The sequence below is a fragment of the Nonomuraea indica genome (assembly GCF_002850745.1).
Taxonomy (GTDB): Bacteria; Actinomycetota; Actinomycetes; order Streptosporangiales; family Streptosporangiaceae; genus Nonomuraea; species Nonomuraea indica.
The window spans coordinates 299,645-319,840 of sequence record NZ_KZ559475.1; the positions used below are offsets into that span (position 1 = coordinate 299,645).

General features: G+C 69.7%; 26 protein-coding genes. 9 read left to right on the forward strand and 17 right to left on the reverse strand.

What is annotated here, in order from left to right:
- On the forward strand, window positions 1–1,168 hold a 1,168-nt coding region (locus CXR44_RS25455; RefSeq protein ID WP_245899399.1), incomplete at its 5' end, for a class I SAM-dependent RNA methyltransferase.
- A 168-nt stretch (window positions 1,169–1,336) separates the two neighbouring features.
- Here the strand turns inward: CXR44_RS25455 and CXR44_RS25460 are convergent.
- Window positions 1,337–1,579 carry a winged helix-turn-helix domain-containing protein gene (locus CXR44_RS25460; RefSeq protein WP_101788626.1) on the reverse strand — a complete coding sequence of 81 codons (243 nt, stop codon included), beginning with the start codon at window positions 1,577–1,579 and terminating at the stop codon, window positions 1,337–1,339.
- Window positions 1,580–1,800: 221 nt separating this feature from the next.
- On the reverse strand, window positions 1,801–2,565 hold the full coding sequence (locus tag CXR44_RS25465; protein WP_101788627.1) for a GntR family transcriptional regulator: 765 nt from the start codon (window positions 2,563–2,565) through the stop codon (window positions 1,801–1,803).
- 93 nt (window positions 2,566–2,658) lie between these two features.
- Here CXR44_RS25465 and CXR44_RS25470 point away from each other — a divergent pair, with 93 nt between their 5' ends.
- From CXR44_RS25470 to CXR44_RS25500, 8 genes are all read left to right on the forward strand, one after another.
- Window positions 2,659–3,018 carry a hypothetical protein gene (locus CXR44_RS25470; protein ID WP_144070077.1) on the forward strand — a complete coding sequence of 120 codons (360 nt, stop codon included), beginning with the start codon at window positions 2,659–2,661 and terminating at the stop codon, window positions 3,016–3,018.
- Window positions 3,018–3,263, forward strand: coding sequence for a hypothetical protein (locus tag CXR44_RS25475; RefSeq protein WP_101788629.1), 246 nt, complete (start codon window positions 3,018–3,020; stop codon window positions 3,261–3,263). Before CXR44_RS25470 ends, CXR44_RS25475 begins: the two co-directional genes overlap by 1 nt.
- A 128-nt stretch (window positions 3,264–3,391) precedes the next feature.
- Entirely contained in the window at window positions 3,392–3,583 is a 192-nt protein-coding gene (locus CXR44_RS25480) for a hypothetical protein (protein WP_144070078.1), read from the forward strand.
- Between the two features lie 172 nt (window positions 3,584–3,755).
- Complete coding sequence (locus CXR44_RS40265) at window positions 3,756–4,628, forward strand: hypothetical protein (RefSeq protein ID WP_219601984.1); 873 nt, start codon at window positions 3,756–3,758, stop codon at window positions 4,626–4,628.
- Window positions 4,628–6,397, forward strand: coding sequence for an FtsK/SpoIIIE domain-containing protein (locus tag CXR44_RS25490; RefSeq protein ID WP_101788631.1), 1,770 nt, complete (start codon window positions 4,628–4,630; stop codon window positions 6,395–6,397). The genes CXR44_RS40265 and CXR44_RS25490 overlap by 1 nt, the downstream gene beginning before the upstream one ends.
- Window positions 6,398–6,525: 128 nt before the next feature.
- Complete coding sequence (locus CXR44_RS39025) at window positions 6,526–6,708, forward strand: hypothetical protein (protein ID WP_144070079.1); 183 nt, start codon at window positions 6,526–6,528, stop codon at window positions 6,706–6,708.
- A gap of 80 nt (window positions 6,709–6,788) precedes the next feature.
- Entirely contained in the window at window positions 6,789–7,409 is a 621-nt protein-coding gene (locus tag CXR44_RS25495) for a hypothetical protein (protein WP_101788632.1), read from the forward strand.
- A 141-nt stretch (window positions 7,410–7,550) separates the two neighbouring features.
- Window positions 7,551–7,988, forward strand: coding sequence for a hypothetical protein (locus CXR44_RS25500; protein WP_101788633.1), 438 nt, complete (start codon window positions 7,551–7,553; stop codon window positions 7,986–7,988).
- Between the two features lie 73 nt (window positions 7,989–8,061).
- On the opposite strand, the gene CXR44_RS25505 is transcribed toward CXR44_RS25500, so the two are convergent.
- From CXR44_RS25505 to CXR44_RS25570, 15 genes are all read right to left on the reverse strand, one after another.
- Window positions 8,062–8,319, reverse strand: coding sequence for a holin (locus CXR44_RS25505; protein ID WP_101788634.1), 258 nt, complete (start codon window positions 8,317–8,319; stop codon window positions 8,062–8,064).
- 68 nt (window positions 8,320–8,387) lie between these two features.
- A complete protein-coding gene (locus CXR44_RS25510) occupies window positions 8,388–8,765 on the reverse strand; it encodes a hypothetical protein (protein ID WP_101788635.1) in 378 nt (125 codons plus the stop codon).
- An 85-nt stretch (window positions 8,766–8,850) separates the two neighbouring features.
- Window positions 8,851–9,603, reverse strand: a complete 753-nt coding sequence (locus CXR44_RS25515) for a CHAP domain-containing protein (protein ID WP_101788636.1) — start codon at window positions 9,601–9,603, stop codon at window positions 8,851–8,853.
- Complete coding sequence (locus tag CXR44_RS41765) at window positions 9,587–9,718, reverse strand: hypothetical protein (RefSeq protein WP_281260299.1); 132 nt, start codon at window positions 9,716–9,718, stop codon at window positions 9,587–9,589. The genes CXR44_RS25515 and CXR44_RS41765 overlap by 17 nt, the downstream gene beginning before the upstream one ends.
- 11 nt (window positions 9,719–9,729) lie before the next feature.
- Window positions 9,730–10,071 (reverse strand): hypothetical protein, encoded by a 342-nt coding sequence (locus CXR44_RS25520; RefSeq protein ID WP_101788637.1) that lies wholly within the window; start codon window positions 10,069–10,071, stop codon window positions 9,730–9,732.
- A gap of 120 nt (window positions 10,072–10,191) precedes the next feature.
- Window positions 10,192–10,608, reverse strand: coding sequence for a hypothetical protein (locus CXR44_RS25525; RefSeq protein ID WP_101788638.1), 417 nt, complete (start codon window positions 10,606–10,608; stop codon window positions 10,192–10,194).
- Window positions 10,608–12,440, reverse strand: a complete 1,833-nt coding sequence (locus CXR44_RS25530; protein WP_101788639.1) for a hypothetical protein — start codon at window positions 12,438–12,440, stop codon at window positions 10,608–10,610. The genes CXR44_RS25525 and CXR44_RS25530 overlap by 1 nt, the downstream gene beginning before the upstream one ends.
- Before the next feature lie 30 nt (window positions 12,441–12,470).
- Entirely contained in the window at window positions 12,471–14,318 is a 1,848-nt protein-coding gene (locus CXR44_RS25535; RefSeq protein ID WP_101788640.1) for a phage distal tail protein, read from the reverse strand.
- Between the two features lie 54 nt (window positions 14,319–14,372).
- Window positions 14,373–14,801 carry a hypothetical protein gene (locus tag CXR44_RS25540; RefSeq protein WP_101788641.1) on the reverse strand — a complete coding sequence of 143 codons (429 nt, stop codon included), beginning with the start codon at window positions 14,799–14,801 and terminating at the stop codon, window positions 14,373–14,375.
- A gap of 2 nt (window positions 14,802–14,803) precedes the next feature.
- Entirely contained in the window at window positions 14,804–15,259 is a 456-nt protein-coding gene (locus CXR44_RS25545; protein ID WP_101788642.1) for a hypothetical protein, read from the reverse strand.
- On the reverse strand, window positions 15,256–15,510 hold the full coding sequence (locus CXR44_RS25550) for a hypothetical protein (protein ID WP_101788643.1): 255 nt from the start codon (window positions 15,508–15,510) through the stop codon (window positions 15,256–15,258). The genes CXR44_RS25545 and CXR44_RS25550 overlap by 4 nt, the downstream gene beginning before the upstream one ends.
- A 17-nt stretch (window positions 15,511–15,527) precedes the next feature.
- Window positions 15,528–18,533, reverse strand: coding sequence for a hypothetical protein (locus CXR44_RS25555; protein WP_144070080.1), 3,006 nt, complete (start codon window positions 18,531–18,533; stop codon window positions 15,528–15,530).
- A gap of 162 nt (window positions 18,534–18,695) precedes the next feature.
- Window positions 18,696–19,214, reverse strand: a complete 519-nt coding sequence (locus CXR44_RS25560; RefSeq protein ID WP_101788645.1) for a hypothetical protein — start codon at window positions 19,212–19,214, stop codon at window positions 18,696–18,698.
- 2 nt (window positions 19,215–19,216) lie between these two features.
- Window positions 19,217–19,675: a phage tail tube protein gene (locus CXR44_RS25565; protein WP_101788646.1), complete on the reverse strand. Its 459-nt coding sequence runs from the start codon at window positions 19,673–19,675 to the stop codon at window positions 19,217–19,219.
- Complete coding sequence (locus tag CXR44_RS25570; protein WP_101788647.1) at window positions 19,672–20,082, reverse strand: minor capsid protein; 411 nt, start codon at window positions 20,080–20,082, stop codon at window positions 19,672–19,674. Before CXR44_RS25570 ends, CXR44_RS25565 begins: the two co-directional genes overlap by 4 nt.
- Window positions 20,083–20,196 lie beyond the last annotated feature (114 nt).

Sequence of the window (20,196 nt, forward strand, 5' to 3'; positions counted from 1 at the left end):
GTTCGTCCGGCACGCGCTGCCGGGCGAGCGGGTCGTCGCCGAGGTCACCGAGGAGACGGCCCGGTTCCTGCGCGCCGACGCGGTCGAGATCCTCGACCCGTCGCCCGACCGGGTCGCACCGCCGTGCCCCTACGCGGGCCCCGGCCGTTGCGGCGGCTGCGACTGGCAGCACGCGAGCCTGGAGGCGCAACGGGGGCTGAAGGCCGACGTGGTGGCCGAGCAGCTGCGGCGGCTGGCCGGCATCGACACCAAGGTGCTGGTCGAGGAGGTGCCGGGCGCGCCCGGCGGGCTGGGCTGGCGCACCCGGGTGCAGTTCGCCGCCCGCCCCGGCGGCGAGCTGGGCTTCCGCAAGCACCGCTCGCACGACATCCAGGTGGTCGACGCCTGTCTCATCGCCCACTCCGAGGTGGAGGCCGTCGGCGCGGAGCGGCACGCGTGGCGGGGCGCCGCCGGCGTCGAGGTGATCGCCGCCACCGGCGGCGACCGTGCCGTGGTCGTCAGGCCCCGCTCGCACCGCAGCGTCGCCGTGCCCGACCTCGACGCGCCCGCGTCGATCCTGCTCGACCAGGGCAAAGGCCGCACGGTGGCGCGGCACGGCTCCGGGGTGCTGCGCGAGCGGGCCGGCGAGCGGGAGTTCCGGGTGTCGGGCAGCGGCTTCTGGCAGGTGCACCCGGGAGCCGCCGACACCCTCCTCGACGCCGTCCTGTCCTACGCGGCGCCGCAGCCGGGGGAGTGGGCGCTCGACCTCTACTGCGGCGTGGGCCTGTTCGCCGCCGGACTCGCCGAGGCGGTCGGCCCGGAGGGCGCGGTCTTCGGCCTGGAGTCCGACGCCGCCGCCGTCCGCGACGCCCGCGCCAACCTGCGCGACCTGCCGCAGGCGCGCGTGGAGCGCGGGCGGGTGGAGGAGGGGCTCGACCGGTTCGCGATCGAACGGGCCGACCTGGTCGTCGTGGACCCGCCCCGGTCGGGGCTGGGCCGCGAGGTGGTCGACCGGATCGCCGGGCTGCGGGCGCCGCGCGTCGTGTACGTCTCGTGCGACCCGGCGACGCTGGCCCGCGACCTGGCGTGGCTGGCCGAGCACGGCTACCGGCTCGACGGCCTGCGGGCCTTCGACGCCTTCCCGATGACCCACCACGTGGAGTGCGTGGCCCTGCTGGTCAAGGACTAGATCATGCCGCTGACCTGCGGCGAGACAACCGAATGCGTCTCTAGAGGTCTCGGGGTGTCTCCGGATATCTCAAGATCATGACGCACCAGCGACGCACGATCATGGAACTCCATCAGGGCAAACGGACGCCCCGTCATCTTGCAAGGCGATGACGGGGCGTTACCGTACTCAGTCTTCGTCCGCCGGTTCGGGGCCGACGAAGCTCCCAAGATTCGGCCGCGTATAGACCAGCCCCAGATCCCGAAGGCCCGCCATGGCTTTCCGTGACGTCACCTTCGCGACCTCGAACTCCTCGATGATCGCTCGTTCCGTGATGAGGCGGCCCGGGGGGTATTCGCCGGACTCGATGCGTCGCTTGATGACCCTCACGATCTGCTGCCACTTCGGCAGATCGGCCCGCCAATTGATCATGGTCTGTAGCGTAGGAGGACGTGCGCGCCCTCCCGTGCGCAAGCGTGCGCACGCGCCCTCATGAGTACCTATAGACCGCCGTATACCCAATCTGGATCTAGACGTGCAGCGGAATGTGAATTACCGTACTCAACGAGTGACAGGAGGCGTCGCTCCCCCCGAGCAGCCTGGTCGCCGCTGCGACTAGCCCTCGCCCGGCGACCAGGCGCACGGGAAACGTCTCACCTCTCGCCGACCGGCCCGTTGTAGACGAGCTTTGTGCTCTCGGCCGGGACGATGATGTCCGCGACCTCGACCACCTGCTCGCCGGCGAAGTAGGCGCGCTCGACGACCATCACGATGCTGCCCGCGCCGACGCCGAGCTGCTTCGCCTCGTCGACCGTGGCAGCGCGGGCCCAGACCTCCTCATCCCAGGCATCCACCTGCACGCCGATCGCGGCGAAGCGGTGCGTCACTCCCTGCCCAGCGTGCGGGCCGGCCTCGGGGAAGGCGATCGGCGTGCCCTTCGTGATGCTCAACGGCTCCCAGCTCGTTGAGAGCATCCACGGGCCCTCGTCGTCGGACGAGAACGTGTACACGGTGCGCATGACGTCGTGCCGGTCGCCGTCCGGCTCGCCCAGGCCCAGCCGCTCACGCACCTCCGCCGGCGCCTGCATCGTGTCCGAGCTGTACTCCCACGAGCCGCGGCGGCCCTGCTCGGCCATCTGCTGACGGAAGGGCGAGCCCGCCTGGCGCTCGCGGAACCATGAGCGCACGAGTGACCGGCGTTGGGGGCGCTGCCGGACGAACGTGCCGGCGCCCGGGCGGCTGACGAGCAACCCCTCGCGCAGGAGGAGTTGCGTCGCCTCGCGGACGACGCCCTCGGCCGCCTGATACTCGGCGGCCAGTTCGTGGCGTGCGGGGAGACGGGCTCCGGGCTGGAGCTCTCCAACGGTGATTCGACGTCTCAGATCGGTAGCGATCCGGACGTATGACGGCTGATCCACAACAGACAGCTTGACGTGCCGGACATCCGGCTTGCAAGCTGGACATCCAAATGTTGAGCCGGATATCCAGATCCCTCAAGCCTGGTGGTGACCGTGACAACCTGGACTCAGGACTATCCCGCACTCGAAGGCAGCGCCGACGCTGCTGCGCGGCTCGCTTACACCGTGGCCAACCAGCATCTCCCTGGTCGCGCGAGCGACGCGTTCACGCTGGTCGAGCACCTGTTCAGCGCCGGGCTCGCGAGGTCGTCCCCGGCCAGCAACCTGAACCTGATCACCGAGGCTGAGCGCGGCCGGGTCCGCTTCGAGCTGCACTACCCGAACGACCAGGCCGACACCACCGGATCCGCGACCGCCGTTCTGGAGGTGTCCCGGCTGGCCGACGCGTACGGCGAGCGCCCCACTCGCCGCGGCCGGATGATGTACGCCGAGCTGTGGACAGGGCGGCACTGATGGACGCCCGCGACCTCAAGCTCATGGCCCTGCTCGCCCAGATGTACCCGGCGTGGCGGATTTCCTGCCGCACCGACCGGCACGGACAACGCTGCTGGTGGGCCATCCAGTGGAGGCCGCCCAACAGCGAGCTCAAGGCCGCCGGGGTGCACCAGTCGATCGCCCGGCCCTCCGTCGACGAGCTCGCGACCGCGCTGTCCCGCCAGGCCCGGATCCTCCACACCCGGCGCTTCAGGCACCCGTGAGCCGTACACCGCCCGTCACCTCTGCCTACACGCTGCACCGCAAGGCTGACGGCCGCTGCTACATCCTTGAGGCTGGCGTGCAGCACACTCCGGCAGGGTTCAGGCCTCGAGATGTGTACGAGGAGACCGTGCTGAAGGCCCTGTTGGCGCTGCTCAACGGCAAATCCTCCAAGTTCGAGCTCACTGGCGAGGCTCTTGAAGCGGCCGAGAAGGCAGATGTCCCGGTGGATTACCTGAAGTTGCACTTCCTCATTAAGGCCCTGGGACTGTACATCCGCATGCGATTCGAGCACGGTCTCGACGGCGACTGGCGCCCGTAGACGGCCCGGCTCCCGCGCTGCTGCGGCCGCGGGAGCCGGGCGGGTTCCGCCCGTTCTCTTCGGGGCGGGCGGAACCCATCCACCCCCGAAGACGAAGAAGTCCCGCCCCCGGTTGCCGCCGGGGACGGGTTCTTCCAGCTCAGACACCTAACTCAACTAGGAGTCCTCGCACATGACGCACGATAAGGCCGGGCCCGAGAGCGCGCCAGACGCTCCGCACGATCCGCCGAAGACGAGCCGGCCGCCCGCGCGCTGGCCGCTAATCCTCCTCGCCCTCCCCGCCGGCGTCGCCACCTGGGCCGGATGGGTCGGGCTCGGCGAGAAGACCGGCTTCGGCGTCGTCAAGCCGCTTCCCGGCATCCTCGACGACTTCGACATCAACACCGCCGTCACCTTGCCGATCGGCGTCGAGACCTACGCCGCCTACGCGCTCGGCGCGTGGCTCAACCGGTCGCCGCGCATCTCGGACAGCACCCGCCGGTTCGCCAAGTGGAGCGCGATCGGCTCCCTCATCCTCGGCATGCTCGGCCAGGTCGCCTACCACCTCCTGGAGGTGCACGGCATCCACACCGCCCCATGGCAGGTGACCACCGCGGTGTCCTGCCTCCCCGTGCTCGTGCTCGGGATGGGAGCCGGCCTCTCACACATGATCGCCCGGGATCTGCACTCGCCCGTACCCGACCCGACGCCCCCCATACCCGGCGACGTACCCGAGCCTCAGCAGGAGCCCGTCCCGGACCCCGACGCGGCCCGGGCGGTGGACGAGCTGATCGCCTGGACCCACCGCGTCGGCGGCCCCCGGCCAGACCTGCCCGGCTCGACCGAGGTACGCGTACCCGAGGGCGTACCTGAGCCCGATCCGGCATGTACTTCCGCAGCTCAGCACTACGCCGTGATGCTCGCCGCCGGTGAGGTGCCGTCGATCCGGCAGCTGAAGAAGGAGATGCGGATCGGCCAGGACAAGGCGACTCAGGTACGGGCGTACCTGACCGCACTCGTCGATCGCCGCCAGCAGGCACAGCAGGCTGAGGCGGTGCCCGTCTGATGACCACCGACACGTTCGAGCGGCCCCAGGCCACGCCCACCCCGCCCGGCTTCGGCCGTACCCGGCGCGTCTTCCGCGTGCTGCGGCAGGGCCGGTACGGGCGGCGCACCGTACGGATCGTCTCCGTACCCGTCGACGGGACCGTGCTGCTCGCCCGCACCTACTGGCGGTGGATCAAGGCCGACGACTACGCAGGCACCGACGACCTGAAGTTCCTGGAGAGCGTGCGGACCCGGCGGCGTCGTACCGCCTGGATGGTCGGCGGCGGGTACGTGCTGTCGTCCAGCCTCGGCGCGTACATGGTGGGCGGGTCGGCGGCGGTCCTTGCGGCCGGCGCCGTGGTGTCGGTCGGCACGGCAGCCGAGGCGGTCAAGCGCGTGAAGGCCCGCCCGCGCCCGTTCGCCTTCCCGGGGAAGGGGAAGGGCGGCACGCCAGGGGAGGACCTGGTCGTCCGTGCCGCCATCGCCGCCAAGCTCGGCCGCGCCGAAGGCATGCGGCTCGCTTCCCCGGTGCTGGCCGAGGACGGCGGCTGGTCGACCGTCCTGCAGCTGGCGCCCGGTGACCGCGCCCGAGCCTGCCTCGGCAAGGAGGGCGCCTTCGCGAGCGCGCTGGGCACGGGGGAGCCGCAGGTGTTCTTCCAGCCGCTCGACGAGCATGCCGGGCAACTTGCCGTGTTCGTGGCCAAGGCCGACCCCTTCCTCAGGGTCTACCCGTCGCCGTTCATCGGCCGGACTGAGCCGTGGGACTTCTGGCAGGGCATCCCGGCCGGCGTCAACGGCCGTGGCGGTGTGGAGTGGCTGCGTCTCGTCGATGCCTCCCTGATCGTCGCCGGTGAGCCGCGGGCCGGGAAGTCGGCGGCCGTGAACGGCATCCTGGCGGCGGCCGCGCTGGCGCCCACCGTCCGCATGCACCTGTGGGACGGGAAGGGCGCCGGCGACCATCGGCCGTGGCGGCGGATCGCGCACACCGCGGAGAAGCGCAACGCCCAGGGGCTCCTAGCGCACCTGAAGAAGATGCAGGCGCAGATGGAGCGCGTCTTCGACATGCTCGACGAGGTCGGTGGCCCCACCCGGCTCACCCCAGACCTGTGCCGCCAGCTCGGCATCGACGTGGAGCTCACGGTGGTCGACGAGACCCGCTACTACGTGTCCTCCCCGTGGGGCGAGGAGATCGTGGAGGCGATGGTCGACATCGCTTCGCGCGGCCCGGCCGCCGGGGTCCTGCTCGTCCTGGCGACGCAGCGGACCACGAAGGAGGGCATCCCGCCGAAGCTGAAGGGCGTCTGCTCACTGCGGTGGGCAATGCGGTGCGCTGACAGCACCGCCTCGAACGCGGTGTTGGGCCCGGGCGCGGTCGGCGCCGGGTACGACGCGAGCGACATCCCGAGGAGCCACCGTGGCGTCGGCATCCTCGATGCGGACGGCGCGGACCCGTCCCGGCTGCGGAGCTACTTCCTCGATGACGAAGGTACTGACTTGGTCGACGTGGCCGCGGTCGCGTACGAGCTGCGGCGCGCGGCCGGAACGCTGCCGCCTGCCGAACAGGAGGTCGCGGCCGACCCAGCCGAGGAGATCCTGGCCGCGATGGGGGAGGCCGACCGGATGCACACCGGTGACCTGGTCGAGGCGCTCGGCCCCGGCTGGTCGGCGGCCCGGATCGCGCAGGTGCTCAAGCCGTACGGCATCGGCCCGGGCCAGGTCGTGATCGACGGCATCAACCGGAACGGCTACCGCCGAGCCGACCTCGAAGCGCTCTTCGCTGCCGTCTGAGCCGGGTCTATCCCGGCTCTACCCGCCGAGGAAGGTCTACCCCGCCTCTACCCGCCCTGACCTGCACGGTAGGGCCGGTAGACCTTCCCCGGCCACCCCTCGAAATCGGCTCCTGAAGGGGGAGCACCATGGAACTCGTTGTGGCACTCGTCCTGGTCTTCGTCCTCTACCTGGTATGGGATCGTCGCCGGCATCCGATGAAACCGTGCCCGCGCTGTCGGCGCTCGCCCGGCAAGAAGCTGTCGGCCTGGAACGGCCAGGCGTACGGCGTCTGCAGGCGCTGCGACGGCAAGGGGGTGGTCCGGCGTTAGACCGAACGGGTACGGCTGTACACCGTTCCACCGCCCCGCGCGTCCTACCTCGTCCACTTCACTCTCCTCAGGAGTCACACATGCTTCGCTTACGCGCCCTCGTCGGTCTGGCCGCGCTCGCCGGGGTCTTCCTCGTCTCGACGCCAGCCACGACCGCCCACGCCACCCCGACGGCTGCGACCATGTACCGCGGTGAGGGCGACGACGTGATCCGCATCCCCGCCACGTCGACGCCGAGTATCGTCAAGGCGACGCACCAGGGCGAGTCCAACTTCATCGTGTGGGCGCTCACGTCGGGCGGCAAGGAAACGGACCTGGTCGCCAACGCGATTGGCGACTACAAGGGCACGGCCGCGTTCAACACCGACAGCACCAGCAAGATTCGCGCGTTGAGCGTCAAGGCCGACGGCTCCTGGACTCTCCAGATCCTCCCGATCACGAAGGCCCGCTACTGGGCGATCAAGGCCAAGGGCACCGGCGCGGACGTGCTGCGGCTCACCTCGCCGAGCAAGGGCGTGCGCCGGCTGACGATCCGCCACAGCGGCGACTCCAACTTCATCATCTGGGCCCTGGACAGCCGCGGCCGCGCCCGGGATCTGCTCGTCAACAAGATCGGCGACTACCGGGGGCGCGTCGCTCTCCCCGCCGGCACCCGCTACGCCGCGATCACGGCGGACGGCACCTGGTCGATCAGCCGCTGAGAGGGCGCCCGGCCGCTTCCCCACGGCCGGACGCCAGTATCCCAGGCTACGCGCGGCTGATGGCGGCACGCTAACAACCGAAACGTCCTCCCTGTCACGCTAGTAGCGAAGCGTCACAGCAACGAACGGAAGGAGACGCTCATGACTTGGGAGACCCGGGACCTGCCCGTCCTCAAGGCGATCGTCGAGCTTGCCGACGACAACCAGGGCCGTGCGGAGTGGAGCCAGATCGCCGAGCACACGGGCTTCGAGTACGAGGTGGTTCAGAAGGCCCTGACGGCGTTAAGCCACGAGAATCCCCCCTTCTTTCGCTACACCGATACCTCGACCATGGCCCGTCGGGAGATCGGGCTGGTGCACAGCATCACTGGTCATGCCCGACGGACAGTCGGTACCTGGCCCACGCCGGAGAGCCTGGCCAAGCAGTTCATTGACGGGCTGGAGGCCGCTGCCGAGGCGGAGCCCGATGAGGAGAAGCGGGGGCGTCTCAAGCAAATGGCCAGCTGGGCTGGTACCACCGGCTGGAGCATCGTCCTTGGCGTGGCTGGCAATGCCGTGTCGAAGGGCATCGGCCTGTAGCGCTCAAGGGCACGACAAAGGAGCCCCCGCCTCCTCCGATGTGGAGGGGACGGGGGCTGCTCGCCTATAAGGGCTACCGCTGGGAGGCGGGCAGGTCCGGCCGTGGCTCGTGCTTGGCCACGTAGCCGGACACGTAGGTGACCAGGCCCGGCAGGAGCGGGATGGCGAGGGTCTCCAGCCAGTCGGGCAGGAACGCGATCAGGTCCAGGTCGCTCTGGACGGCCTGCAGCGGGGCCAGGATCGCGAGCAGGCCGAGGTAGGCGCCTGCGGTGCTGGCCTTGACCTTGGACTCGACCTTGGGCCTGCTGTAGCTGACGGGCTCTGCGTGCATCGTCTCCTCCTTCGGGGGATGCGGAAGCCCCGAGCCGGGCGGCTCCGGGGCGGGGTGACGCTGGGGCGTCAGGAGGTGGGGGTGGGCGACGGGCTGGCCGTCGGCCGGGCGCAGGCGTACGCCGGGACGCCGGCGGCCGTGTCCTTGCCGCGGGTGCACACCGCGGTGACGCCGTCGAAGGTGAACTGCATCTTGGCCGGCATCGTGAACGGCTTGGGGACGCCGTCGACGCCGGGGAGGAGGACGCGCCGCTCGCCGCTCTTGCACTTGCCGTGGCGCGACTTGGGCAGGTTCTTGGCCTCCAGGACGCGCACCGCGCCGGTCGTCGAGACGCACACGCCGTAGGCCTTGGCGGGCTCCTTTGCGGCCACGGAGGCGGCGGCGACGCCCGCGCCGCCCAGCAGGACGACGCCGAGCGCGGCGAGGGGGGCGATCTTCTTCAGCACGGGAGCTCCTGTGCTCGGGGACATGGACACACGTTCAGCCCGGCTCACACATCACGGTGGCCGGGACGACTTGAGGAAGGGGCGGCTACAGGACGCGCAGGAGCGCGGCCCACGTCGTCAGATCCGGGCGGCCCGTCTGCGGCAGGCCCGCGTCCTGCTGGATGGCTCGCACGCCGTCAGCGTGCGCCTGGGTGTACTCGGTGTCGTCGACGCCGTCGAGGTTCGCGCAGTCGCGCGCCTCCAGCAGCTTGTGGAGGGTCTTGACGTCCCACTTCAGGTGGTCGTCGTCCCTCTTGCCGTCGCCGAGCTTCAGATGCGGGAGCTTGCGCACGATCGCCTCCATGGGATCCGGGTCGGGCTTCGGCTTCGACGGCTTGGGCGGTGCGGGCTCGGAGTAGTCGGGGTAGCCGTATCCGGCGATGTTGGAGCGGCGCACCAGCCGCTTGACCTGGTTGGACACGTTGCCGCCGATGGTGACGATGGACCCGTCGGCGCGGATCGCCTCGACGATCTCGACGTGGTCCACCGCGTCGCCGCCGCCGGGGAAGTTGAAGTAGACCAGCGCACCGACCTTGGGTCTGGTGCCCCACCGGCCGTTGTCCTTGAACCAGCGCACGGCGTACGGCGTGTAGGCCATGCGCGGGAACGCGGCCTCGGGGATGCCCGCGGCGTGGGCGCACCAGGCGGTGAACATCTGGCACCACGCGCCGGCCGCGAACCCGGGCGCGGGCTTCGTACGGGCGTACCACGAGCCGTACTTCGATGTGCCGTCGGCGCGCTCGCGGGTGCCGAGCTCGCGACGGGCGATGGCCAGGAACCGGTCACGCCTGCTCGTCATCGGCCACCTCGCTCTCGTACACCGTGTCGGGGTCCTGTGAGACGTCCTGGTCGCCGTCGCCGGGGGTGGCCTCGGCGCGGTTGAGCGGCGGTGGCTGGACAGGCTCTGGGGTCATGGCGGGTCTCCTCATCGGGCGTTGAGCAGGGTGACGACGATCGTGATGGCCAGGCCGATCGCCGCGATCACGATGGAGATCCACACGGCCCGGCGGCCAGAAGCGGACTGAACCTCGGCCCGGCCGGCGCGGTCGTTCTCCAACGCTCGGAGCCGGACCTCCTGGGCGGCCACGAAGTCGGCGAGCTCCTGGTGCTCACGCTCCTGCCGGGCGGACAGCTCGTCCACGCGGCGGTCGGCGTGGTCAGCACGCTGCACGAGCAGGGCCAGGCTGCCCTTGATCTCGGCGATCCCGACAGCCGTGATCTCTGAGAGCTTGGCGACGGCCAGGGTGACGGACTCCTGCTCAGTCAACGCGCGCCCTCCGTTCGTGGTTGGACGGCGGGGGCGCCGTGGTGGATAGGTGAAGGGGTGGCCCGCCCGCGCCTCCCTTTCGAGGCGCACACCCAGGCCTCGACGCGGGCGGGCCACGATTCAGAAGTTGTTCATCAGGCCGTTGGCCCGCATGGTGGCGATCAGCGCGGTGAGCGCGTTGTTGAGGACGAAGATCATGCTTCGCAGCGTGGCGCTGTGGGCTTGGTCGTAGGTGGCGGGCGCGTTGGGGATGCTGACGACGCCAACCTCCACCAGGTCAGCTTTCGGGAACGGCAGCTGCGGCTGCAGCATCTGCTGTCCGAGGGAGCTGTTCACCCACAGGCGGCCGTTCTGGGCGTAGATGTGGATGTCGCCGGCGGGCGGCGTGGGTGGTGTGGAGCGGTGCCGCATCACCCACCCGGCGCTGGCTTCGATCAGCGCAGGGCGGCGGGGTGCGGCGCCCTGGGCATCCTTCACGTCGCGTTGCAGGTCGCGGATGTCCTGGAACACGTTCGCTGGGCGCTGGTCGCGGTCCATCAGGTCACCTCCGCTGATTCGACGATGAGTTCCATCTCGTCCTTGCCGTGGTCCCGGCCGATGGGGACGACGCGGCAGCCGATGATTCGGTGCCGGGCGTTGACGCCGGCGCCCATGCCGGTGCGCTTGTGCCACTCGTCCGACATGACGAACCGGGCGGTGTCGCCGAGGTTGTTCGGTGTGAAGCTCGGCTGTTCACCGATCGCCACGGTCACGGAGAACACGGTGACCGCGCCGGACTTGCGCTCCGCCCAGCCGGCGGCGTAGTCCTCCAGCGTCTGCTGTACGACGACGCCAGGCCGGTCCACGAGCCGGTCGATTCTCGGCCATCCGGCTGCTGTGTGCGCGGTGGCCTCGTAGACGGCCGACAGCAGCGGCACGGCCTCGGTGGAGGCGTCGGACTGTGGGGTGTCACCGCGGGCTTGCCAGAAGGTGCCGCCCTTCAGCCCGTCGACTTCGTACCCCCAGTCGAGGACGTCACCGCCGTGGTAGCCGGACCCGAACACGTGCTCTGCATTCTCGTCGCCGAGTGTGGGGGCGCCCCACGCCCATTGCCGCTCCAGGCCGGATGGTCCCGCGACGGTGTTGACCGTCGACTCGAAGCCGTTGATGACTTCGCCCAGCTCGGTCAATCGCTGCCCGTAGGTGGCACCGTCGGCGGGCTTGTAGGTGCGGTCTCGCAGCTGCCCGGATGTGCCCGGCTGGAGCACGAGGTTGAGGTCGGCGTGGTCCTGGGCTTGCATGGACTCCAGGAGGGATCGGGCGATGTCGATCTGGTCCTGGTTGGTGAAGGTGAGGGTCTCGCGTAGGAGGACGTGCTGGAAGTAGGCGTCCACCGTCGATCCGCGCAGCGACAGGACAGGGCCTTTGCGGCGGTCTTTGCGCAGGGTGTAGCCGGTGATCCAGTACTCGCCCCAGTATTGGCCCTCGCGCAGCACCTCGACGGAGATGACGCCGGGGCCGCGGTTCAGCGTGGCACGGTCCCGGGGGATGATGGCGTCGATCTGGTCGCCGATGTCGGTGTTGGTGATCGGCACCTGCCCGCCGAACGTGCCCGCCGACGACACCCGCTTCTCGAAGCTGACGCCGGACAAGTCGAGGTGGCCGAGGTAGGCGCGGTCGAGCAGCCTGCGGAAAACGTACTGGTACTTGCCGGATCCCTGGCCGGGGGTGAACGGCGGTGTCGGCGGCACCTCCGGCTCCGAGCTGCCCGAGGCGATGCTGATGGTGACGCCGTGGCTGACGCCCGAGTTGTCGCCCGAGATGGCGAACGTCTTGCTGCCCGAGGCGCTGCTGCTGTTGATGAGCCGGGAAGCGACCGCCGAGGTGGCCCGGGAGGCGAGCTTGACCTGGCCGCGCATCGCGTAGCCGGACGGTGCGGACAGGGTGACGGTCGCGCTGCTCGTGCGGGAGACGGCGAACCGGATCTCCAGGTGCTCGGCCGCGGCAGGCGTCACCGACGGGGTGGTGACGACTGAGGTCTCTTCGGCGTTCTGCAGAATCGCGATACGGATCTGCTTGGACAGGTCGGCGTCGGCGACTGCGGTCACCATCACGGTGCCGGCCGCGCCGGAAGGCTGCGGGAAGGCGTACGAGGCGGGTTCGGAGGCGGCGACAGTGCGCCGCCAGACGCGGGTCCACAACAGCCCGAAGAAGGCGTCGGGGATGCTCGCCGTGAGCGTCCATCCCGATGGAGCTGACACGCCGGCGTAGTCGGCGGTGGTGGAGTGGACAGCGAACAGCACGTCCCCTGCGGCGACGTCGGCCGGGCGGGGAGCGGTGATCGTGCCGAACCCCGATCCGGAGCTGGTGGAGACGACGGTAGCGGGCACGCGGCACCACCCCCAAGATCTGGTCGTTGATCAGGCCCAGGCGTCCCGGTAGAGCACGTCGACCTCGGCCCCGCCTGCTGTCGTGGAGTGGCTGACGAGGTTGGTGCCGCGGCCGAGCACGAAGTCGCTGGGATGCACCGATGCGCCGGTGAGGGTGCTCATCACGTCCTCGCCGTCGACGGTCGCGGTGCCCCGGTCGCAGTCGATGACCAGCTGCTCCCCAGCGAGCAGGGTGACTGCGAAGCCGACCTGCCGGGACATGGTCTCGTTGACCACCACCGGAGTGGTGGCCGGCCCGTGGACGCGCAAGATCGGGTGAGTGGCGGTGTTGCCGGCGTTGCTGATCTCGGCTTCGTCGCCGACCGGGATCGTCACGCCCGTGCTGTTGATGTTGTACCGCCGGGGATCGGAGCACACCCACTGCAGGACGAGCGGCGCCAGGCCGAGGCGGAGCCGTTTGCTCTGGTCGAGTGTGTGCTTGTCGATCCGGCCGTAGATCAGATAGGGGGTTCCCAAGTCGTTGATGACTAGGGGCCGCTCTGTCTCGTCTTCCTCGACCGGCAGCGCCTGCTCCAACGCGTTGACCGCGGCCTCGACCTCGTCGCGGGACGTGCGCAGCTGCGCAGTCCACAAGACGATCCGTTCCTGCAGGAGCGGCCGGCCGCGCCAGGATCCATGCCGTGACGCGCGGGGGACGTTCCCGGAGTCGATCGACGGTTTGTCCCGCCATCCGGCCAGGTTGATCCACCGGTAGGGAGTGGTCCGGCCGAGCACCGTGCCGTTGAATTCGATCTGGCCTGCGGCGCCGTCCATCGCGTCGCCGGGCAGAACCGGCACCGTGACCCGGGGGAGCGGGACCTGTACCCCGACGGAGACGAAGGGCAGCATCACGGTGGCGTCCGATCGGACGTCCAGCTGCGGCACCGTGACGGGCACGGCCGCCGCCGGCAGGTTGACGCTCGCGCCGGCCGAGGCGTCCAACTGCAGTGGCGTGGCCGGGACGACGAGGGGGCCGACGTTGACGATCTCGGCGTTCTCCGTGGTGACAGAGAGTGTCTGTACGGCGGCAGGGACGGCGATCGACGGCAGGCCCGCGCCCGCGCCCGCGCCCGCGGAAGCTCCCAGCGGCAGCGGCGACGCGGCCACGGCCACCGTGGCGGTGGTGACGTCGGCGTCAATGCGGACGCTGGGCGGGGTGGGCGTGGCCGGGACCGAGACGGACGGCATGTCGGCGGAGGCGTCGACGGAGCCGGGCCGGATCTCCAGCGCGGCCCACCGCCAGTCGGCGGAACCAGTCCCGGACGCGTCCAGGTTGAAGGTGACCGCGGTCCCCGCCGATGCGGTGTTGGCGGCCTTGCGCGCCATCAATCCCGCGTGCCCGTTCGAGTCGACGAACGCGACCTCGTCATCGGTCGAGCTGGGCGCCGCCCCGTCACCGGAGGTGGCGGCGATGAAGCCCCGGCTGCCCGCCTGTGAGCTGGTGTACCCAGTCGGGTTGATCACGTTCGTCGTGCTCGTGCCCGTCCCGCTGTTCCCGGCCGGCGCCGCGAGGGACGCCCCGGTGACCACGTCGACTTTGAGCGCCGTGCTGGGGAAGTTGACGTCGTTGCCTGTCGCGGTGACCGTGATGTTCGTGGCCCCAGCCGGGCAGGGCGCCGTCCAAATCTCGGCGTAGGTGGCGCTACCGGTGCTGTTCTGCCGGACACGCCGGGTCCAGGTCAGCCCGCCGCCCGACACAGCGGGCTGAGCGCTCCCGGAGTACGCCAGCACCATGGCCACCAGCACGCTGTCGGCCGGCGGCGAGAACGCCGCCGTGGTGACGCTGGCGTCGGCCTGGGATATCAGCGCCGGCGAGGACCCGTGGATGGCGATGGCCATGCCCGCCCCCCTTCTCTCGTCAGGTACAGGCGGACACCGCCAACGCGGGTCTGGCTATGGGGTGCCGTCGAACGCCAGCAGGCCGCTGACGTTGGGGGTCAGGAGCAGCGTCCCGTCCGACGTGTTGTACGAGGTGCCGAGATCGAAGCCGATCATCAGCGGGTCACCGGCGATCGCGGCGGCGTACTGGTCGACGTGCCGCACCCCGGTCAGCGTGCTGGACGTCCACTGGACCGGGTCGGAGTCGTACGTCAGCGTCCCACCCGACTTGGAGAACGTGGTGCCCGTGACGAGCTCCCCGCCGGCCACGTACCCGGTGCCCGCGATCTCGTTCACCGTGGAGTAGGTGATGTCGTCGTTGTAGTTCGGGGTCTTGGAGGAGTTGTAGAGGGCCCACCGGTGGGTCTCCAGCTCCCAGTTGAAACCGCTCTGGGTGACGTCGAGGGTGTCCTGCAAGGTGGAGATGTACAGACCAGACGCCATGTCTACTGACCGCCCTTCTTGCGGGCCTGCACCGTCGGCAGGGTCACCCGCGCGGATCCCGGCTCCTCGACGACCACGTCCGGCACCCGTGCCGGGAACGCGGCGAGGGCCTCGCGGATGGGCACGACGAGCTGCTCCAGGTGGGCGAGCTGGGCCTCCATCGAGGCCTGCTGTTCAGCCGGCCGCCGGCCCGGGGTGGCCAGCTGGTGTGTGAGATGGGCGACGGCTGCCTCCGCGCGCAGCCACTGCCGGGTCTCGTTCAGCCGCACTGCGGTCTGCTCCTTGGTGGCCTTCGCGGCGGTGATGGCCTGCGGGTCGCCGGACTTCAACGCCTCCGCGTACGCCGTCTTGGCCTCCTGGTGGGCCTGCTGGATGGGCTCGCACGCCTCGACCACGGCGAGTTCGTCGCGGAGCTGGCGGGCCGTTTTCCGCGGCCCCGGCTGCATGACTCCGTTCACCGCACCTCCTCAATGTGCCGCCTCACCCGGATGAGGGGGAGGAATACGAATGCGTCCTGGCCGGTCCACCGCTCGTGCACGATGTTGCCCAGCTGGTCGACGGTCACCTTGACCGGGCGGCCCCGGTGGTCGCGGTAGCCGGTGACCACGTTCCGCGTTGATGGGGCGCCAGCGCGGCGGTCGTGCCGCGCGGCCAGCATCCGGCGCAGCTGGGCGAGCTCGGCGATGCCGGACGGCTGGATCTGCGACATGGGGGTCCTCCTGCGGTTCAGCCGTGCGCGGCGATTTTGAAGCCGAATTCGGCGGCCAGCTTGGGTACGTCCGCCTCCTCGCGGATGGTCGCCCCGGTCATGTCGACTTGGACGATCGTGCCGGTCGAGCTGCCCGCGCCGGCCGAGCCGCCTCTGGCGGTGGCGGGTAGCCACGTGCCCTCGGCCGAGCTGCCGACCTGCTCGCCGAACTGCGTCTGCGGGAACGGCCCTGCCATGCCGCCGCCGGCGGTGTGGGCCGCGGCTGCCGCCTGCTTGGCGATGGCTTCGGCCGAGCTGACGACGGACGCGGCCATGGAGTCCATGCCGACGACGAGGCCCTGCATGGTGAACTCGCCGATCTCGGCGAACACCTGTGAAGGGGATTTGATCTTGAGCTGTTTCTTGATCGCCGCGACCAGGGCCTTGACGATCTTCTCCATCTCCTTGTCCAGCTTCGCCAGGCTCTCCTGCAGACCCTTCAGATAGCCCTCACCGGCCTTCTTGCCGGTGTCATACATCGCGTCCGCCGACGCCTTGCCGAGCTTCTTGCTGGCCTTGTCGACGGCGGCCTGGGCCTTGTTCAGCGCCTTAATCTCCGACCCGTCCGAGCCGACCAGCATCTCTGCGAAGGTGGCGCCCTTCTCCACCCCGGCGTCGATGATGTCCTGGATGACCTTCTTGTTCAGGCCGCGCGCTGCGAGGGTCTTGATGTTGTTGGCGAAGTTGTTGATCGCGGATGCCTTGTTCCGTAGTTCCTCGGCCATGTCCCCGGCGCCGGTGAAGTCCTCGGCGTTCAGCCCGGTGATGCTGGCCCACTCCTGAGCGGAACCAGCGACCTGCTTGGCCATCTCCTTCGCGGCGGCCAGCCGGTTCACCAGGTCCTCGCGCTGCTTGGCCAGCGCTGTCAGCGAGTCGTTGCCGATCGACACGAACTTGACCAGGCCGTCGGCGACGTCCGGCTGGGACTTGAACGCCTCCTTGATCTTGTCGACCATCTGCTTGACGGCGTCGACCGCGCGGCCTTCCTCCTCGGTGAGGCCGACGATGAGCCCCTTCACGGTCCAGCGGCCGACTTCCGCCATCACGGTGGACGGGGACTTGATGCCGAGGAAGTCCTTGGCTCCCTTGAGGGCTGCCGAGGCGAGACTCTTCGCCGCCGCGATGGCGTCACCGATCATGCTGCGAATGCCTGCAGTCAGGCCCGCGCCCAGGTCTTGGCCTGCCTTGTGGGCGTCACCGTTGAGCCCGTTCAGTCCGGTCTTGACCTTGCCGACCTCTGAGACCGCCTTGCTGGTGTCGGCGTTGACCTTGACGTTCTTGTCCTTGACCTCGCCGATCTTGCCCTTGGTGGTGTTGAGGGCGGCCAACGCCTTCGCCGTGTCAGCGTCGACCTTGACCGTCTTGCCGTTCGGAAGGGTGACCACTGCCTTGCCGAATCGGTCGAACGCGATCTTGCCGTCGTCCGTCCGCTTGATCGTCACACCCAGGCTGTTGCCGAGCCCGGCCACCGCGTCCCGGGCCGCGTCGTTCTTGCCTGCCCACTCCACAAGCTTCGGAAGCTGATCCGCGAACGCGCGGCTGGCCTCCGTCGTCTTGCCGGTCCTCTCCGACTCAGCCTTGGCCGCGTCAGCGATCGCTCCCGTCAAATCTTGCACAGACCGCAGCCGGTCAACCTCAGTCGTCTTCTTGTCCTTGGCCGCCTGCGCGGCCTCCTTCAGCGCGGCCTTGAGCCGGATCTCCGCATCCAACGCTTTCGCAGCCGGGTCGAACATCTCTTCCAGGGCGTCGTTCAGGTTGCGCACCCCGGATGCCGCCTCGTTCCCGCTGTCCCCCAGGCCGCGCATCGCATCAATGCCCTTGGTGACGTCGGCCTCGACACGCGCGATCATGCCCGGCAGCCGCTCCATGTCGGCGATCAACGCGTCAGGGTCCTGCCCGAACATCGCCTCGAACAGCTTGTTCGAAGCTACACTGGAGTCGATCGGCAGCATGAGCGCCGCCTTGATGTCATCGGCCCACGCCAGCACCTCCGCGCCGACCTTGAGCAGCTCGGAGGCGTCCTCGACCAGGTTGGCCAGCATCTGCGGGTCCTCGTCCATCATGGCCGAGAACGTGTCGAGGGTTTGGCTGACGTTGTCGATGATCGCGGGCATGCGGTCGCCCAGCTCGGACAGCACATCACCGAACGAGTCGCCGAGCCGCTCCAGCGTCGGGCCGAGCCGCCCGACCCCCTCGCCGACCTTCGCGATGAAGCGGTCCACGTCAGGGACGAGGTCCTCGAAGATCCGCGCCAGGCTGGGCTTCAACCGGCGGAAGGTGCGCTCGGCCACGTCCGCGGCACGGAGCAGGCTGCCCTCCAACGGCTGGGCAGCGTCGGCGAGCTCCCGTTTGAGGTCGTCGCCCAGCTCCGACCAGGCGTGACGCACCTGATCCGCGCCAGCGGCGGCCTTCAACCCGACAGCGAGCAGCGCGCCGCCCACAGCGGTCACGATGCCGGCCGCAGCGAGGTTCGCCACGGTCGGCAGCGCCCCGATGGCCCCCACCAAGAGCGCCACGTTCGCGGGCCCGCCCTTGCCGATCACGCTCAGAGCGCCATCGAACGCCTTCCCGATCAAGCCAGCGGAGCGCTCCGCGCCGTCGGCCAGCCCGTCGAACAGGCCGGAACCCTCCTTGACGAACCGGCCGCGGGCGTCACGGAGGCGGCCGTCAGCGCCACGCACGAACGCCTCGCCCGCCCGCTCCCCGCCAGCCCCAGCCCGCCGCTCGGCCTCGTCGAGCGCGTTCTCCACGCCGTCGAGCAGCCGGGACAAGTCACGAAGGGCTTCGTCGGGGTCCATCCCGTCGCCGATCGCCCGAGAGACGTTGGCGAACGCGGCCGTCACCGTGGACTCGATGCTGCCGGTCCTGGAGGTGGTGACGGAGTCGAGTCGCTGCAGCTGCCCCTCGGCCCGCGCCAGACCACGATCGAACCCGCGGTCCTCCAGGTCGATGAAACCGACCAGCTCGCCCACCGTCATGCTCACGAGAGGTCACCACCTCTCGCATGCTGGATCAGAGGGTGTTGAGGTACGACTGGGCCTGCTCGCCCGACAACTCGAGCGGCTCGTTGGCGACGATGTGCCGGTAGATGGCGTGCGGTGACAGGCCGGCCAGGAGGTTGTGGAACTGCCGGCGGGTGAGCTGACCTATCGCTTTCGGCGTGAGCTGGTATTCGCGGCGGAAGTCCGCTTCGATCGCCCACCAGTGCCGCCGGATCTGGCGTTCGTGCGGGTCGAGCTCTTCCCTTTTCCCTCGTCACCGTCCTGGGCGACGACGAGCTCGTACGCCTCGCGGAACGACATCTCGCGGCCCTTGCCGTTGGCCATGCCCCAGGCGAGGACCACCTGGAACTCGCGCGCCATCATGCCCGCCTCGGTCCAGGCGTCGAGCACGTCGGCACCGAACAGGTCGGCCAGCAGCTCCGCGAACGCATCCTCGTCGCCGGAGTCGCGGAGCTGGTCGACCTTCCGCTCGAACAGCAGCGGCAGATCGTGCGGCACCCGAACTTCGACGCCGCGGATGATCTGGGTCGGCGGGCCGGTTCGGGCGGCCTGCTCGGCGCGCTGGACTTCGGCCCAGAAGTCGTCCCACGACTGTGTCTCTGCGACCTCGTCGTTGACCAGGTCCTCGTCGTGCTCGTTGTCGAGTGGCTCGGTGTTCGACATGGTCAGGCCACCGCCGCCGTGGTGGTCTTACCGCTCTTCGTGATGGTCGCGGCCCAGGCCGACTTGGCGTTCGTCTCGCCGCCGGTCTCGCCCACGCTGACGGTGCAGTCCCACACCTTCCACTGGGTGTCCATCGGGTGCCGGAAGCGGATCCTCGCGTGGGAGTCGTAGCCGACCTTGTCCTCGCCGGCCATCTCCTCCACGCGGGCCCGGCCGGGCAGGAGGACGCCGGTCAGGTGGTCCTTCAGCTCCAGGCCGGCCAGCGCCATGTTGGCGCCGCGCTGCATGATGTCCTGCTCGTACGCGCCGTCGGAGTCGTAGTCGGTCGTGTCCGCGGTCTCTTCGTTCTCGCCGCGGTTGATGGTGACGGAGGCGAGGTGCTCGATGGCGAGCCAGCTTTCGGGGGTGTCGTCCTCGATCTGGACGATGATGTCCCTCGCGTTGATCTTCACTGCGGTCATGCCGGGTTACTCCTGTTCGTGCTGGTCCTGCTGACGTCGCAGCGGAGGTTGACGGTGTACTCGGGGCGCTGGTTGGCGTCGACGCCGATGAAGACTGGCCCGGCCTGGAGGGCGACGGCCAGTTGCAGCCACGTGCCGCCCGGTAGCGTCACCGTGCCGAGCCCGTTGAGCCGGTCGTAGATGAGCTCGGCGTCGCGCTCGGCGACCCGGACGTCGGCCGCCGGGCCGCGCACGCGGGCTTGGATGCGCGGCTCGTCGTAGTTGTCGGCCAGGAGCGATTCGGGGCCGCCGTAGCGGGCCAGGACGACGCACCGGTCAGGGCTGGCCGGCATCTTCGTGCTGAGGACGGGCCCGAGGTCGAGATTCATCGCGGTGATGAACTGCTGGAATTCCTCCAGGAGCGTCATTGTCAATCGCCTCCCGGATTTGTGCTGGCCCGAATGCCTAGTTCCGTCATCGCACGTAAAGGGAATTCCGGCGGTTGGCCACTATCTATGCCACTCGTGCGTTTACCGTGACGG

What these genes read in the sequence shown, in the direction of transcription:
- CXR44_RS25515 (WP_101788636.1), bottom strand. Translation starts at nt 9,603, where the DNA reads ATGACGAGCAGGCGTGACCGGTTCCTGGCCATCGCCCGTCGCGAGCTC.
- CXR44_RS25460 (WP_101788626.1), bottom strand. Translation starts at nt 1,579, where the DNA reads ATGATCAATTGGCGGGCCGATCTGCCGAAGTGGCAGCAGATCGTGAGG.
- CXR44_RS25560 (WP_101788645.1), bottom strand. Translation starts at nt 19,214, where the DNA reads ATGTCGAACACCGAGCCACTCGACAACGAGCACGACGAGGACCTGGTC.
- CXR44_RS25570 (WP_101788647.1), bottom strand. Translation starts at nt 20,082, where the DNA reads ATGACGCTCCTGGAGGAATTCCAGCAGTTCATCACCGCGATGAATCTC.
- CXR44_RS25565 (WP_101788646.1), bottom strand. Translation starts at nt 19,675, where the DNA reads ATGACCGCAGTGAAGATCAACGCGAGGGACATCATCGTCCAGATCGAG.
- CXR44_RS39025 (WP_144070079.1), top strand. Translation starts at nt 6,526, where the DNA reads ATGGAACTCGTTGTGGCACTCGTCCTGGTCTTCGTCCTCTACCTGGTA.
- CXR44_RS25475 (WP_101788629.1), top strand. Translation starts at nt 3,018, where the DNA reads ATGGACGCCCGCGACCTCAAGCTCATGGCCCTGCTCGCCCAGATGTAC.
- CXR44_RS25535 (WP_101788640.1), bottom strand. Translation starts at nt 14,318, where the DNA reads ATGGCCATCGCCATCCACGGGTCCTCGCCGGCGCTGATATCCCAGGCC.
- CXR44_RS25490 (WP_101788631.1), top strand. Translation starts at nt 4,628, where the DNA reads ATGACCACCGACACGTTCGAGCGGCCCCAGGCCACGCCCACCCCGCCC.
- CXR44_RS25540 (WP_101788641.1), bottom strand. Translation starts at nt 14,801, where the DNA reads ATGGCGTCTGGTCTGTACATCTCCACCTTGCAGGACACCCTCGACGTC.
- CXR44_RS25505 (WP_101788634.1), bottom strand. Translation starts at nt 8,319, where the DNA reads ATGCACGCAGAGCCCGTCAGCTACAGCAGGCCCAAGGTCGAGTCCAAG.
- CXR44_RS25495 (WP_101788632.1), top strand. Translation starts at nt 6,789, where the DNA reads ATGCTTCGCTTACGCGCCCTCGTCGGTCTGGCCGCGCTCGCCGGGGTC.
- CXR44_RS25550 (WP_101788643.1), bottom strand. Translation starts at nt 15,510, where the DNA reads ATGTCGCAGATCCAGCCGTCCGGCATCGCCGAGCTCGCCCAGCTGCGC.
- CXR44_RS41765 (WP_281260299.1), bottom strand. Translation starts at nt 9,718, where the DNA reads ATGACCCCAGAGCCTGTCCAGCCACCGCCGCTCAACCGCGCCGAGGCC.
- CXR44_RS25500 (WP_101788633.1), top strand. Translation starts at nt 7,551, where the DNA reads ATGACTTGGGAGACCCGGGACCTGCCCGTCCTCAAGGCGATCGTCGAG.
- CXR44_RS25525 (WP_101788638.1), bottom strand. Translation starts at nt 10,608, where the DNA reads ATGGACCGCGACCAGCGCCCAGCGAACGTGTTCCAGGACATCCGCGAC.
- CXR44_RS40265 (WP_219601984.1), top strand. Translation starts at nt 3,756, where the DNA reads ATGACGCACGATAAGGCCGGGCCCGAGAGCGCGCCAGACGCTCCGCAC.